The sequence below is a fragment of the Streptomyces lacrimifluminis genome (assembly GCF_014646095.1).
Taxonomy (GTDB): domain Bacteria; phylum Actinomycetota; class Actinomycetes; order Streptomycetales; family Streptomycetaceae; genus Streptomyces; species Streptomyces lacrimifluminis.
This window is the reverse complement of record NZ_BMMU01000004.1, coordinates 255,756-268,848: the sequence shown is the minus strand read 5'-3', so window position 1 is coordinate 268,848 and position 13,093 is coordinate 255,756. Positions and strand designations below refer to the sequence as shown.

Below are 13,093 nucleotides of genomic sequence, written 5' to 3'. Positions count from 1 at the left end.
GGAAAACCCTAGGTCACCGCCTTCTTGCCGGTGACCCCGCGGTACGCGATCTCGGCCAGCCGCGCCTGCCCGTCGCGGCTCGGATGGAACCAGTCCCAGGGGCTCAGCTGCCGTGTCCCGAAGTCGTAGTCGAAGACCGCGCCACCGTCGGACCGGCACAGCCGGTCCGTGGCACACACCTTCGCCAGCACCGAGTTGTACGCCTCCACCCGCGCCCGCACCTCGTCCCGCCGCGCGGTCGCCGCCGCGTCGACCGCGTCGGGGTCGGCGAGCATCGACTGGCAGATCCCCAGCCTCCACACCGCCTTGCCCATCTCGTTGGTCCGTCCCTGCGACCAGAGCCGCTTCAGATCCGGCACGCTCGCCACGTACACCTGGCTCTTGGGCGCGGCCGTCCGCAGGGTCCGCAGGGCCTTCTCGAAGGACGACCGGAAGTCGGCCACCGACGTCATCTCCGCCACCGACGCCCGGCACGCGTCGTTGGCCCCCGTCATCACCGTCACCAGCGCGGGCTTTTGGACGGCCGCCTTCGTCATCTGGGCGGGCAGATCAGCCATCCGGGACCCGCTGACCGCGTAGTTCCAGCTGCGCGCGACAGCCCCGGACGCCCCCAGCAGCCGTACGGCCAGACTGTTCACGTCCTTGTCGGCGCCGGTCGCCCAGGACACCTCGGGGCAGTCGGACAGCACCGAACAGGCGTCGAAGCCCCGCGTGATGGAGTCGCCCACGGCGGCCATGGAGGCCGGACTGCTGTCCCAGGCGGGCGTCGGGGTCGCCGACGGTTTCGCCTTCGCCCGGGTGCCGTCCGGCGCCGGAGACGTGCCACCGGCGGCGTCACACCCGGCGACGCCCAGCAGGGCCGCCGACACGACGGCGGCGGCGGCCCGCGAACGGTGACTTCGTTTCCGCATTCCTTCGGGTCCCCTCGGTCGGCGTGCAATGGCCCTCGCCCTTAACAACGCACGACAGTTCCCGAACCGAAAACAACTAATGCGCCAAACGTTGCAACGTCGCACACCCGTACAAGCGTCCCCCTGGGTGAATGGCGGGCGTTTCATGGCATCGGGACCGACGGTACGTCACACTCCTTGCGCCGCCGCACGGTAGCCTCGCCATCAACGCGGCTGCCCCGCCACCGCTGCTCAGCCAGTTCGCAAGATGTCCCGCTCTGTCCGGAGGTTGCAGTGACGACACGTGGAGTTCTGTACGTGCACTCCGCGCCGCGCGCGCTGTGCCCGCACGTCGAGTGGGCCGTCGCCGGAGTCCTCGGTACGCGCGTCAGCCTCGACTGGATCCGCCAGCCCGCCGCACCGGGCACCTGGCGCTCCGAGTTCTCCTGGAAGGGGCAGGTCGGCACGGCCTCCAAGCTCGCGTCGGCCCTGCGCGGCTGGCAGTTGCTCCGCTTCGAGGTCACCGCGGAACCCTGCGCCACCGCCGAGGGCGAGCGCTACAGCTGCACCCCCGACCTCGGCATCTACCACGCCGTCACCGGCATCCACGGCGACATCCTCATCCCCGAGGACCGCCTCCGCGCCGCCCTGACCCGCTCCCAGCGAGGCGAGACGGACCTGGAGGCCGAACTGGCCAAACTTCTGGGCAAACCGTGGGACGACGAGCTGGAGCCCTTCCGGTACGCGGGCGAGGGCGCCCCGGTGAGATGGCTGCACCAAGTGGTGTGACCTCTTGCGGTGTGACGCCTTGTGGTGTGACCTCTTCACGAACGTCGTGCCGGTTGTTCCGAGCGACAGGCGAAGGCCCCACCGATCGGTGGGGCCTTCGCCTGTGTGCGGCTGTACTCGCCGTCCGTCAGACCGACCGGAACGCCAGCACCACGTTGTGCCCACCGAACCCGAACGAGTCGTTGAGGGCGGCGATACGACCGTCGACAGGCAGCTTGCGGGCTTCTCCCCGGACGATGTCCGCGTCGGCCTCGGGGTCGAGGTTGTCGACGTTGATCGTCGGCGGGGCGACCCGGTGGTACAGCGCGAGCACCGTCGCCACCGTCTCGACCCCGCCGGCGCCACCGAGCAGATGCCCGGTCATCGACTTGGTCGCGGACACCGCCATGTGGTCGACATCCGCGCCGAACACATTGCGCAGCGCCTTGAGTTCGGCCACGTCACCCGCCGGCGTCGACGTCGCGTGCGCGTTGACGTGCACGATCTCCGCGGGGTCCAGATCATTGTTGGCCAGCAGATTCCGCAGGGCCGCCGAGATACCGCGCCCCTCCGGCTCCGGCTGCACGATGTCGTGGCCGTCGGCCGAGATGCCCTGGCCGACCGCCTCCGCGTAGACACGGGCACCGCGCGCGGCGGCGTGCTCGGCGGACTCCAGGACGACCACACCTGAGCCCTCGCCCATCACGAAGCCGTCGCGGTCCGTGTCGTAGGGACGGGACGCGGCCTGCGGGTTCTCGTTGTTCTTGGACATCGCCATCATGTTGCCGAACGCGGCGATGGGCAGCGGATGGATGGCCGCCTCCGTGCCACCCGCGACGACGACGTCGGCGCGGCCGGTGCGGATCATCTCGATGGCGTAGCCGATGGCCTCGGCGCCCGACGCGCAGGCGGAGACCGGGGTGTGCACACCGGCGCGGGCACCGACGAGCAGGCCCACGTTGGCGGAGGGGCTGTTGGGCATCAGCATCGGGACGGTGTGCGGGGAGACGCGGCGCACGCCCTTCTCCTTCAGCACGTCGTACTGGTCGAGCAGCGTCGTGACTCCGCCGATGCCCGAGGCGATGACGGCGCCGAGCCGGTCCGGGTCGACGGCCGGGCCCTCGCCCTCGCCCGCCCGGTCGGTGAAGCCCGCGTCGGCCCACGCCTCCTTGGCGGCGATCAGCGCGAACTGCGCCGACCGGTCCAGCCGGCGGGCCTGGGGCCGCGGGATGACCTCGGACGGTTCCACCGCGACCTGCGCGGCGATGCGGACGGCCTGCTCGGCCGCCCATTCCTGTTCGAGGGGACGGACGCCGGACCTGCCGGCGATCAGACCTTCCCAGGTCGAGGCTGCGTCGCCACCCAGCGGTGTGGTTGCGCCGATACCGGTGACGACCACGGTGCGATTGGTCGGGCTCACGGGAATTCCTTCTCCAACGGATACGGGAGGACAACCCCCGCACAGGCGGGGAGAACGGCGCCACCGCCGGATGGCGGGGCTGAGGGACCGATCAGTGGGATCAACCCCCACGACCAGCCCTGACGACCGGTCCTGACCACCGGTCCCGATGAGCAGGACCGGTGGATCAGGGCCGGTGGATCAGGCCTGGTTCTTGAGGATGTACTCGGTGGCGTCGCCGACCGTCTTGAGGTTCTTGACGTCCTCGTCGGGGATCTTGACGTCGAAGCGCTCTTCGGCGGCGACGACGACCTCGACCATGGACAGCGAGTCGACGTCCAGGTCGTCGGTGAAGGACTTGTCCAGCTGGACGTCCTCAACCGGGATGCCGGCGATCTCGTTCACGATGTCGGCGAGACCGGCGACGATCTCTTCCTGAGTGGCGGCCATGGCAGGCGCTCCTTCTTGTGTATCTATCCAGAGGGTTGGCAGGTGTCCTCGTCCCGGATCCGAAGATCCGGTGCGAGGTGCCTAGGGGAGGGTAACGACCGTCGCGGCGTACACGAGACCCGCCCCGAAGCCGATGACGAGCGCAGTGTCGCCGCTCTTCGCCTCGCCGGTCGCCAGAAGCCGCTCCATCGCGAGCGGGATCGAGGCTGCCGACGTGTTGCCGGTGGTGCGCACGTCGCGAGCGACCGTGACGTGCTCCGGCAGTTTGAGGGTCTTCACCATCGAGTCGATGATCCGCTCGTTGGCCTGGTGGGGAATGAAGACGTCCAGGTCGTCCGGGGTGATCCCGGCCGCGTCCAGCGCCTGCTGGGCGACCTTCGCCATCTCGAACACGGCCCAGCGGAACACCGCCTGGCCCTCCTGCGTGATCGCAGGAAACTTGCCGGAACTGTCGTACTCGTTCCATGGAACGGTCTGTTTGATGGTGTCCGACTTGTCGCCCTCGGAGCCCCACACGGTCGGACCGATGTGCGGTTCCCGGGACGGGCCCACGACGACCGCGCCCGCGCCGTCACCGAAGAGGAAGGCGGTCGCCCGGTCCTCCAGGTCGGTCAGGTCGGACAGCCGCTCGACGCCGATGACAAGGACGTACTCCGCCGAACCGTCGACGACCATGCCCTTGGCCAGGGTCAGGCCGTAGCCGAAGCCAGCGCAGCCGGCCGAGATGTCGAAGGCGGCGGCCTTGGCCGTGCCGAGCTTGTCGGCGATCTCGGTGGCCACGGCCGGGGTCTGCTTGAAGTGCGAGACGGTGGCGACGACCACGCCGCCGATCTGCCGGGCGGTGATCCCCGCGTTCGCGATCGCCTTGCCGGACGCCTCCAGGGACATCGCGGCGACGGTCTCCTCGTCGGAGGCCCAGTGCCGGGTCTCGATGCCGGAGCGGGAGCGGATCCACTCGTCGGACGAGTCGATCGTCTCCAGGATCACGTCGTTGGGCACGACCCTGACCGGCCGGTACCCGCCCACGCCCAGGATGCGCGCGTACGGGGCGCCCTTACTGGGCTTGATCTTCGACATTGCTCGGGCTCCTTTCAGGCGCCCGCCGCGTCGGCGGCGGAGGTCAGGGACGCGGCGATGAGCTCGCGGGCGGCGTCGAGGTCGGCGGGGGTCTTCAGGGCCAGGGTCTGCACGCCGGGCAGCGCGCGCTTGGCGAGACCGGTGAGGGTGCCGCCGGGGCACACCTCGATCAACGCGGTCACACCCAGCGTCTTGAACGTCTCCATGCACAGGTCCCAGCGCACCGGGTTGGCGACCTGCCCGACCAGCCGGGCGAGCACCTCGGAGCCGTCCGAGACCGTCTGCCCGTCCTTGTTCGAGACGTACGTGATCTTCGGGTCGCCGGGCGTCAGCGAAGCGGCGGCAGCGGCGAGGACGTCGACGGCAGGAGCCATGTGGTGCGTGTGGAAAGCGCCGGCCACCTTCAGGGTGACGACCTTGCGCACCCCTTCGGGCTTGTCCTCGACGAGGGCCTCGATCTGCTCGACCGTACCCGCGGCGACGATCTGCCCGGCGCCGTTCACGTTCGCCGGGGTCAGGCCCAGCTTCTCCAGGTGCCGCACGGTCACCTCGGGGTCACCACCGAGGAGCGCCGCCATCCCGGTCTCCGTGACGGCCGCTGCCTCGGCCATGGCCAGACCGCGCTTGCGTACGAGGGTCAGGGCGGCCGTGTCGTCGAGTACGCCCGCGAAGGCGGCGGCGGTGATCTCACCGACGCTGTGACCGGCGACGGCGCCGGGCGTGAGGTCACCGCCCATGGCACCCAGTGCCGAGGCGGACAGTATCCCGGCCGCGACCAGCAGCGGCTGGGCGACAGCGGTGTCGCGGATCGCGTCGGCGTCGGCCTCGGTACCGTAGTGGGCGAGGTCGAGCCCGATGGCGTCGGACCACGCGGCGACGCGCTCGGCGGCACCGGGCAGTTCGAGCCAGGGAGTCAGGAAGCCGGGCGTCTGGGCGCCTTGGCCGGGAGCGACGAGTACGAGCACTCTCACACTCTCTCTTGGGTACGGGCACGGCCGCCCGTGGGGACAAGGACGAAGAACAGGAGGGGGTTTTGTAGACCCCCGACAAAACCCTAGGACTGGAGATCCCCATCGGCCAGGCGCCCCAGGATCAGCGCGATCCGCAGTGTGAATGCGGATCGTACATCTGAAGGTGACCATCCGGTGACGTCAGTCACACGTCGAAGCCGGTAGCGCACGGTGTTGGGGTGAACGAAGAGCATGCGGGCCGCGCCCTCCAGGCTGCTCGCCTGTTCGAGATAGACGGCGAGGGTCTCAAGAAGCGCGGATCCGGCCTCTTCCAGCGGTCTGTAGATCTCCTCCACCAACTGGTCGCGCGCCCCCGGGTCACCGGCGATCGCGCGCTCCGGAAGGAGATCGTCCGACAGCACCGGACGCGGAGCGTCCTGCCACGCAAAACACGCCTTGAGCCCCGCGGCGGCGGCCTGTGCGGACCGGGTGGCGGCGAGCAGATCGGGCACGATCGGCCCCGCGACCACGGGCCCGGCGGCATAAGGCCCGATCAACGACTTGGCGACGGCGAGGGGATTGTCGTTGCCCCCCGCGATGACGACGAGCCGATCGCCCAGCACCCCGGTCAGCACCTGCACCTTGGCGTGCCGGGCGGCCCGCCGGATCGCCTCGACGGTCAGCTCACTGTCACCGTCGGGCGCGGTGCCCAGCACCACGCACACATGCTCGGGAGAGTTCCAGCCGAGCGCGGCGGCCCGCGAGACCGCCCCCTCGTCGGCTTCACCACTGAGCACGGCGTTGACGACGAGCGACTCCAGCCGGGCGTCCCAGGCACCCCGTGCCTCGGCGGCCTGGGCGTACACCTGTGCGGTGGCGAAGGCGATCTCACGGGCGTAGACGAGCAGCGCCTCGCGCAGCACGGACTCGTCACCGGGAGCGGCCACCTCGTCGATGGCGCTCTCCATGACCTCGATGGTCGTACGGACCATCTCGACGGTCTGGCGCAGGGTGATCGCCCTGGTCAGCTCGCGCGGAGCGGTACCGAAGACGTCCGTGGAGATGGCCTGCGGAGCATCGGGATGCCGGAACCACTCGGTGAAGGCGGCGATGCCGGCCTGGGCGACCAGCCCGATCCAGGAACGGTTCTCCGGGGGCATGGCCCTGTACCACGACAGCGTCTCGTCCATGCGCGTGATCGCCTGCGCGGCGAGGCTCCCGGACGACTTCTCCAGCCGCCTGAGGGTCGCCGGGTGCGGGTGCGCGGGACGTGCGGAGGGCTCGGGGCGGTGGGATTCGGGTTCGGGCACGGAACAAGACTGCCTTATCAGGACGGGGGCGTGCGGCGTCGGGTCTACCGTGGGTGCGTGATGGACGTACGGCGCGCGCACGAGCGCTATCCAGGGGGCGACCCGGCAGCCGGTATCGAATCCTGGCACGCCTTCTCGTTCGGCCCCCACTACGACCCGGAGAACCTCCGCTTCGGCACGATGATCGCCTGCAACGAGGAACGCCTGGCGCCCGGCGCCGGTTTCGACGAACACCCGCACAGCCACACCGAGATCGTGACGTGGGTGACGGAGGGGACACTCACCCACCGCGACTCGACGGGTCACGAGACGGTGGTGCTCCCGGGGGACGTGCAACGCCTGAGCGCGGCGGCGGGTGTACGGCACGTGGAACGCAACGAAGGGGAGACCCCCCTGACCTTCGTCCAGACCTGGCTGGCCCCGCTCACCCCCGGCGGCACCCCGTCCTACGAGACGGTGCACGGCATCGCGGACTCCACGCCGTACGCGGTCCCGGAGGCGGGCGCGATGCTGCACGTACGCCGACTGGCGGCGGGGGAGCGGACGGCGGTGCCGGACGCGGTGTACGTGTACGTCCATGTCGTACGGGGTGAGGTGCGCCTGGGCCCGGAGAACCTGGGCCCGGGCGACGCGGCACGGATCACGGGAGCGGAGGGGATGGAGGCGGTAGGGCTGACGCCGGCGGAGCTGCTGCTGTGGGAGATGACAACGTAACGACCCGAGCCCGCCCCTCCAGCCCGGCCGGTGTTTCCCACCCACCCGCCCCCACCGTCTGTGCAGCCAGGCCCAGGGCATTCCAGCCCGTCCGGCCTTTGGGGACGAGGCCCCTTCAGGGCCGAAGCGGGGGTCCGGGGGCGCAGCCCCCAGGGACAGGACGGGACGGGTAGGGCGGCGCGGGCGAACCCCCTGCCTCAGCCACCCACCTCCGCGACCACCGCATCCGTGAACCCCGGCCACACCTCCACCGCCCACGCGCCGAACGCCCGATCGGTCAGCGCGACACACGCCACCCCCAGCACCGGATCGACCCACAGAAACGTACCGGACTGCCCGAAATGCCCGAACGTCCGGGCCGACGACGAACTCCCCGTCCAGTGCGGCGACTTCGCACCCCGGATCTCGAACCCGAGCCCCCAGTCGTTGGGGTTCTGATGCCCGTACCCCGGCAGGACACCCTTCGTCCCCGGGTACTGCACGCTCATCGCCTCCGCGACCGTCCGCGGATCGAGCAGCCGAGGAGCCTGCACCTCGGCGGCGAACCGCACCAGATCCCCGACGGTCGACACGCCGTCCTTCGCGGGCGACCCCTCCACCCCCGTCGACGTCATCCCCAGCGGCTCCAGCACCGCCTGCCGCACATACTCCGCGAACGGGATCTCCGTCGCCTTCGCCACGTGCTCCCCCAACACCTCGAACCCGGCGTTGGAGTACAGCCGCCGCTCCCCGGGCGGAGCCGTCACCCGGTGCTCGTCGAAGGCGAGCCCCGAGGTGTGCGCGAGGAGATGGCGGACCGTCGATCCGGGCGGCCCGGCCGGCTCGTCGAGTTCGACGGCGCCCTCCTCGTACGCGACGAGGGCGGCGTACGCGGCGAGCGGCTTGGTGACCGAGGCGAGCGGGAACCGGTGGTCGAGGGGGCCGTGGCCGCCGAGAACGGCACCATCGGCCCGTACGACGGCTGCGGCGGCGGTGGGCACGGGCCAGTTCTCGATCAGTGCGAGGCTCTTCAACGACATGACGTCGAGCTTAGGAGGCTCACAACCGCAGCCGCATGAAGGGGTCCGGCTGACGGACGAAGCCCAGCGACGCGTACAGCGGCACCGCGTCCGCGGAGGCGGTGAGGTCGATCTGGCCGACGCCCTGCTCCCGGAACCAGTCCACCAACGCCTCCATACAGGCCCGCGCGTATCCCCGGCGGCGCGCGTCCGGATCGGTGGCGACGCTGAAGACGTACCCGATCCGCCCGTGCGGATTGCCCGCGCGCCCGATCCGGTACTCGACGGTCCCCACGGCCAGCGCGGCCAGTGCGCCCGGCCGCTCCGGATGGTCGACGACGAACGCGGCGAAGGTCTCGGCGGGGTCGGCGAGCCTCGCGGTCACCGTCGACGAGGACGCGGACTGCCAGCCGGTGTCGGTGTTCGCCCCGGCCATCGAGTCGATCAGCACCTGGCGCAGCCGCAGCAGCTCTCCGGTGTCCTCGGGGGTGGCACGGCGTACGGGACTCATGATCCGTACGGTAATGAGCCCGGACCGGCCAAGTCTCCGCAATATCGCGGTATCCGCTTGCTTGGAGTGCACTCCAGGGTTTTAGCGTGGGGGTCATGACGGTGCTGGAGACCACAGAACCCCTCACGGACACCACGACGGATCCCGCCACGGCCGACGGCTGTGCGGGGCCGCGGCGGCCCGACCGGCGCCCGGACGGACAGGACCACTACACGATCAGCGAGGTCGTCGTCTTCACCGGGCTGACCGCGCACACCCTGCGCTGGTACGAGCGCATCGGGCTGATGCCGCACATCGACCGTTCGCACACCGGCCAGCGCCGCTACCGCAACCGCGACCTCGACTGGCTCGACCTCGTCGGCAAGCTCCGGCTCACCGGTATGCCGGTCGCGGACATGGTGCGGTACGCCGAACTCGTGCGCGAGGGCGACCACACGTACGGCGAACGGTTCGAGCTGCTCGAATCGACCCGCCGGGCCGTCCTGGACCGGATCGGCGAACTCCAGGACACGCTCGCGGTACTCGACCGGAAGATCAGTTTCTACGCGGAAGCGGACCAGGACGCGGGCCTTGTCCGCGACGTCCGTCAGATGGAGAGGGTTCGATGACGAACGACAACCCCGCAGGCAGGCTCGCGACGGCCCCGCTGGGCACCGGCGGCCCCGAGGTCGGTGTACAGGGCCTCGGCTGCATGGGCATGAGCTTCGCGTACGGCCCCACGGACGCCGACGAGGCCCGCGCCACGCTGGAACGCGCACGCGAACTGGGCGTGACCCTCTACGACACGGCGGACGCCTACGGCGAAGGTGAGAACGAACGTTTCCTGTCCCCGTTCTTCAAGGCACACCGCGACGAGGTCGTCGTCGCGACGAAGTTCGCCCTGGCGATCCCGCCCGGTGAGCCGACCCGGCGGATCATCCGCAACGACGCGCCCTACATCCGCCAGGCCGTCGAGGCGAGCCTCAAGCGCCTCGACCTGGACGTCATCGACCTCTACTACATGCACCGGCGCGATGTGGACGTCCCCATCGAGGAGACGGTCGGGGTCATGGCCGAGCTGGTGCGCGAGGGCAAGGTCAAGCAACTGGGCCTGAGCGAGGTCACGGGCCCGGAGCTGCGCGCGGCCCAGGCCGTGCACCCGATCGCCGCCCTCCAGTCGGAGTGGTCCCTGTTCAGCCGGGACATCGAGGCGGGCGTGGTCCCGGCGGCCCGCGAGCTGGGCGTCACCCTGGTCCCGTACTCCCCGCTCGGCCGGGGCTTCCTGACCGGCTCCTTCACCGACGCCGACCAGGAACTGACCCCGGACGACTTCCGCCGCCACCAGCCCCGCTTCACGGGCACCAACGCCACGGCGAACGCGGCCCTGTTGGCCCCCATCAGGACGGTCGCGGAAGCCCACGGCGCCTCCCTCGGCCAGATAGCCCTGGCCTGGGTCCAGCAGCAGGCAACCACCCACAACCTCCCGGTCGTCCCGATCCCCGGCACCCGCAGGCGCTCAAGGGTGGAGGAGAACACGGCGGCGACGCGCATCGTGCTGGACGAGAAGGACCTGGCCCTGCTGGAACCCATCGCGGCCCAGGTCGCGGGGACCCGCTACGCCGACATGACCTTCACATCGGCGGCCAGGGAAACCCCCTAGGCCCGCGAGGGCGCCGGTTCCTCCCAAGGGGCGAGGGGCTGCCGTACCTAGGGGCGCGGGGAACCGCGCGACAAGCCACGACGGCCCCGCAGCCGCCAATCGCACCGAACCCGCCCCCCAATCGGCGCTACAACTCCGCCAACAACTCAGCCTTCTTCACCGAGAACTCCTCATCGGTGACCAACCCGGCCGAGTGCAACTCCCCAAGATGCCGGATCCGTTCGGCGACATCCGCAGGATCACGCCGACCGGAGTGCAGCTGAACCGCCGGCACCCCGCCCGCGGAGCGAACCGCGGCCAACACCGCCGCCGCGAACGGCAACGACTCGTGCACAGGCCCGTACCCCAGCCCGAACACCACCGAGGCGGGGTCCTGGTCGACCGGCACGACGGAAGAATCGGTACGCCTCAGCAGTCGCAGATGGCCCTCGAACACCTCGGGCGACCGCCACTCCACCCCGCTCAGGTCGGCGACCGGAAACGTCTGGTCGCCGGCCTTCCACTTCGCCGACGACGCGCCCGTCCAGAACCACCGGAAGGAGACGGCCCGCCCGTCGAAGGACGCCTTCGCGTCGTACGCCTTGAACGCCCGCGGCACCTCGGGGGCATCCACCAGGAACCTTTCAGCAGGCCCCTGTTGGGTCAGCCGGTCCCGCAGTTCGTCCGCGTAGTACTCGGCGAGCGTCTCCCGCTCGGCCGGCAGCACCAGCCGGTACGGATCGCAGGCCTCCTTGAGCTGGCCGTCGGCCGCCTCCATCAACGGGTCGGCGCCGGGCCGGGGTTCGGCGCGCAGGACCACCGTTCCACGCTTGCCCGGGGTCAGCGTCACCCCCGCGATCGCCTCCAGGGGGATACGTCGTTCGCCGAGCGCCTGGAACAGCTTCGGCGTGCGGATGCCCCGTTCGAAGCGGATGAGCACGGAGTCGGACTCGAACTCCCAGGCGGCATGAAATCCGGCCAGTACGTCACCCATGCGGCTCATCGTATGCGGCGCGAGCTTCATAGTCCCCTCCCCGGGCACACCGTGATTTCTGCGTCCTCTACGCGCGTCCGGCCGTCGCCCCGTCGGGCAAACCCTTCAGACACACGTCATCCTTGCGGTCCTGCTGATCGTTCTGATCCCGCCGAGCGCACCGCACGGCGCGATACGCGCCGACGCCGATCTCCGCGAAGTTGTGCAGACTCTCCGTGCCCGGCTCGAAATAGCCGCCGTGTCCTTTCGCGCCCCGCGCGGACAGCACGCGCGCGCCGAACGCCGACGACATCGGATCGGCGCCGTGTCCGAGACCGCCGACCTCCAGGTACGGCACGTCCTGGATCCAGTCGTCGGCGTCCCGCATCGCCCACACCCGGGCGTGGCTACGCAGCCCCGCGGCGTTCTCGGCCCGCATCCCGGGGCTGCCGGCCACCGCGATGTCGGTGACCCGACGCGGCAGCGCGTGCGCGGCGACGCCGCACACCACCGAGCCGTAGCTGTGGCAGTACAGCGCGACCGGTGCCCGGCCGGGCAGGACGCGCACCAGCGCGTTCAGCCGCAGCGCCCCGGAGTTGGCGCGCATCGCCGTCGCCGCGTCCATGCCGAGCCCGTTGGGCGCGGTGTAGTCGGCCCAGGCGATCACCGCCGTACGCGTCGTGGGGCTCGCCTCCCGCTCCGCGCGGTACAGCGCCGAGGCCATGCCGACGGGCGCCGAGTACTTGCGGTTGGTGCGCTGGAAGGTGAGGACGTCGGTGTCCACGCCCGGGACCACGACCGAGACGCGCTGCGCCCTGTCGAGGTCGCCGAAGACCTCGGCGACACGGCCCGAGCCCTCGGGGTTGAACGCCAGGATCTGGCGGCCCTTCGCCAGCAGCGCGTCGTAGCGGTGCATGCGGCGCCCCGCCGTGTACTGGCCGACGGCCGACAGCCGGCCGTCGCGCATACGCGCCCGCTCGGTCTCGCGGGCCGCGTGCAGCGCGACGCGGTTGGCGCGGTAGCGCAGTACGACGGGTGCGCCGTTCATGTTGCCGAGCGCCAGCGGGTAGCGCCGGACGAGCCGGTCGCGCTGGCGGTCGGTGAGCGAGGCGAAGAACCGGGCCAGCCGGGCGGGCGCCTCGCCAGGGTCGGGCAGCGCGTGACCGCCGATTTGCCCGTGCTCCCACGCGGAGAGCGACGCCTGGAGCGGCGACGGCGTGCGATGACTGCGGACCGCGGTCCAGCCGGTCGTCGCGAGCATCACGAAGACCACGGCCAGCGCGAGCAGTGCGCGCCAGACGTTCAGTTGCGGGGAGGTGTCGAAGGAAGTCACTGAAAGGACACACTAGGAGAACGAGAGGGTCTCGGGTTAACCGAGTGACGGGGATCACGTTTCGGTAACCGGCGCTGGGTAAGTCGCTCCGTGTGTATGCAC

The 13,093-nt window shown here is 70.6% G+C and carries 14 protein-coding genes; 4 read left to right on the top strand and 10 right to left on the bottom strand.

All coding sequences use genetic code 11. From position 1 onward, the window contains the following. Positions 1-8 precede the first annotated feature (8 nt). Positions 9-911 (bottom strand): SGNH/GDSL hydrolase family protein, encoded by a 903-nt coding sequence (locus tag IEY89_RS08775; RefSeq protein WP_189146721.1) that lies wholly within the window; start codon positions 909-911, stop codon positions 9-11. 273 nt (positions 912-1,184) lie between these two features. Between IEY89_RS08775 and IEY89_RS08770 the strand changes: the two genes are divergently transcribed. Next, entirely contained in the window at positions 1,185-1,679 is a 495-nt protein-coding gene (locus tag IEY89_RS08770; RefSeq protein WP_006374635.1) for a DUF3145 domain-containing protein, read from the top strand. A 127-nt stretch (positions 1,680-1,806) separates the two neighbouring features. On the opposite strand, the gene fabF is transcribed toward IEY89_RS08770, so the two are convergent. From fabF to IEY89_RS08745, 5 genes are all read right to left on the bottom strand, one after another. Next, complete coding sequence (gene fabF / locus IEY89_RS08765; RefSeq protein WP_189146720.1) at positions 1,807-3,078, bottom strand: beta-ketoacyl-ACP synthase II; 1,272 nt, start codon at positions 3,076-3,078, stop codon at positions 1,807-1,809. Between the two features lie 180 nt (positions 3,079-3,258). Then, entirely contained in the window at positions 3,259-3,507 is a 249-nt protein-coding gene (locus IEY89_RS08760) for an acyl carrier protein (protein ID WP_055525601.1), read from the bottom strand. 81 nt (positions 3,508-3,588) lie between these two features. Beyond that, entirely contained in the window at positions 3,589-4,584 is a 996-nt protein-coding gene (locus IEY89_RS08755) for a ketoacyl-ACP synthase III (RefSeq protein ID WP_189146719.1), read from the bottom strand. A 14-nt stretch (positions 4,585-4,598) separates the two neighbouring features. After that, positions 4,599-5,549 (bottom strand): ACP S-malonyltransferase, encoded by a 951-nt coding sequence (locus IEY89_RS08750; RefSeq protein ID WP_189146718.1) that lies wholly within the window; start codon positions 5,547-5,549, stop codon positions 4,599-4,601. Between the two features lie 89 nt (positions 5,550-5,638). Beyond that, on the bottom strand, positions 5,639-6,844 hold the full coding sequence (locus IEY89_RS08745; protein ID WP_189146717.1) for a PucR family transcriptional regulator: 1,206 nt from the start codon (positions 6,842-6,844) through the stop codon (positions 5,639-5,641). 60 nt (positions 6,845-6,904) lie between these two features. Between IEY89_RS08745 and IEY89_RS08740 the strand changes: the two genes are divergently transcribed. Beyond that, a complete protein-coding gene (locus IEY89_RS08740; RefSeq protein ID WP_189146929.1) occupies positions 6,905-7,558 on the top strand; it encodes a pirin family protein in 654 nt (217 codons plus the stop codon). 197 nt (positions 7,559-7,755) lie between these two features. On the opposite strand, the gene IEY89_RS08735 is transcribed toward IEY89_RS08740, so the two are convergent. Further along, a complete protein-coding gene (locus tag IEY89_RS08735) occupies positions 7,756-8,577 on the bottom strand; it encodes a serine hydrolase domain-containing protein (RefSeq protein ID WP_189146716.1) in 822 nt (273 codons plus the stop codon). A 19-nt stretch (positions 8,578-8,596) separates the two neighbouring features. Then, positions 8,597-9,067, bottom strand: a complete 471-nt coding sequence (locus IEY89_RS08730; RefSeq protein WP_189146715.1) for a GNAT family N-acetyltransferase — start codon at positions 9,065-9,067, stop codon at positions 8,597-8,599. Positions 9,068-9,162: 95 nt separating this feature from the next. On the opposite strand from IEY89_RS08730, the gene IEY89_RS08725 reads away from it, so the two are divergent. Then, positions 9,163-9,675, top strand: coding sequence for a MerR family transcriptional regulator (locus tag IEY89_RS08725; protein ID WP_189146714.1), 513 nt, complete (start codon positions 9,163-9,165; stop codon positions 9,673-9,675). Next, complete coding sequence (locus tag IEY89_RS08720; protein ID WP_189146713.1) at positions 9,672-10,706, top strand: aldo/keto reductase; 1,035 nt, start codon at positions 9,672-9,674, stop codon at positions 10,704-10,706. The genes IEY89_RS08725 and IEY89_RS08720 overlap by 4 nt, the downstream gene beginning before the upstream one ends. A gap of 127 nt (positions 10,707-10,833) precedes the next feature. On the opposite strand, the gene IEY89_RS08715 is transcribed toward IEY89_RS08720, so the two are convergent. Beyond that, the gene (locus IEY89_RS08715; RefSeq protein ID WP_189146712.1) at positions 10,834-11,679 is read right to left on the bottom strand and encodes a DUF4429 domain-containing protein; all 846 of its coding nucleotides are present in this window, start codon (positions 11,677-11,679) and stop codon (positions 10,834-10,836) included. A gap of 67 nt (positions 11,680-11,746) precedes the next feature. Further along, complete coding sequence (locus IEY89_RS08710; protein ID WP_189146711.1) at positions 11,747-12,991, bottom strand: alpha/beta hydrolase; 1,245 nt, start codon at positions 12,989-12,991, stop codon at positions 11,747-11,749. Positions 12,992-13,093 lie beyond the last annotated feature (102 nt).

Coding starts and splice junctions, on each gene's coding strand:
- IEY89_RS08735 (WP_189146716.1), bottom strand. CDS start 8,577: ATGTCGTTGAAGAGCCTCGCACTGATCGAGAACTGGCCCGTGCCCACC.
- IEY89_RS08775 (WP_189146721.1), bottom strand. CDS start 911: ATGCGGAAACGAAGTCACCGTTCGCGGGCCGCCGCCGCCGTCGTGTCG.
- IEY89_RS08715 (WP_189146712.1), bottom strand. CDS start 11,679: ATGGGTGACGTACTGGCCGGATTTCATGCCGCCTGGGAGTTCGAGTCC.
- IEY89_RS08760 (WP_055525601.1), bottom strand. CDS start 3,507: ATGGCCGCCACTCAGGAAGAGATCGTCGCCGGTCTCGCCGACATCGTG.
- IEY89_RS08730 (WP_189146715.1), bottom strand. CDS start 9,067: ATGAGTCCCGTACGCCGTGCCACCCCCGAGGACACCGGAGAGCTGCTG.
- IEY89_RS08755 (WP_189146719.1), bottom strand. CDS start 4,584: ATGTCGAAGATCAAGCCCAGTAAGGGCGCCCCGTACGCGCGCATCCTG.
- IEY89_RS08720 (WP_189146713.1), top strand. CDS start 9,672: ATGACGAACGACAACCCCGCAGGCAGGCTCGCGACGGCCCCGCTGGGC.
- IEY89_RS08740 (WP_189146929.1), top strand. CDS start 6,905: ATGGACGTACGGCGCGCGCACGAGCGCTATCCAGGGGGCGACCCGGCA.
- IEY89_RS08725 (WP_189146714.1), top strand. CDS start 9,163: ATGACGGTGCTGGAGACCACAGAACCCCTCACGGACACCACGACGGAT.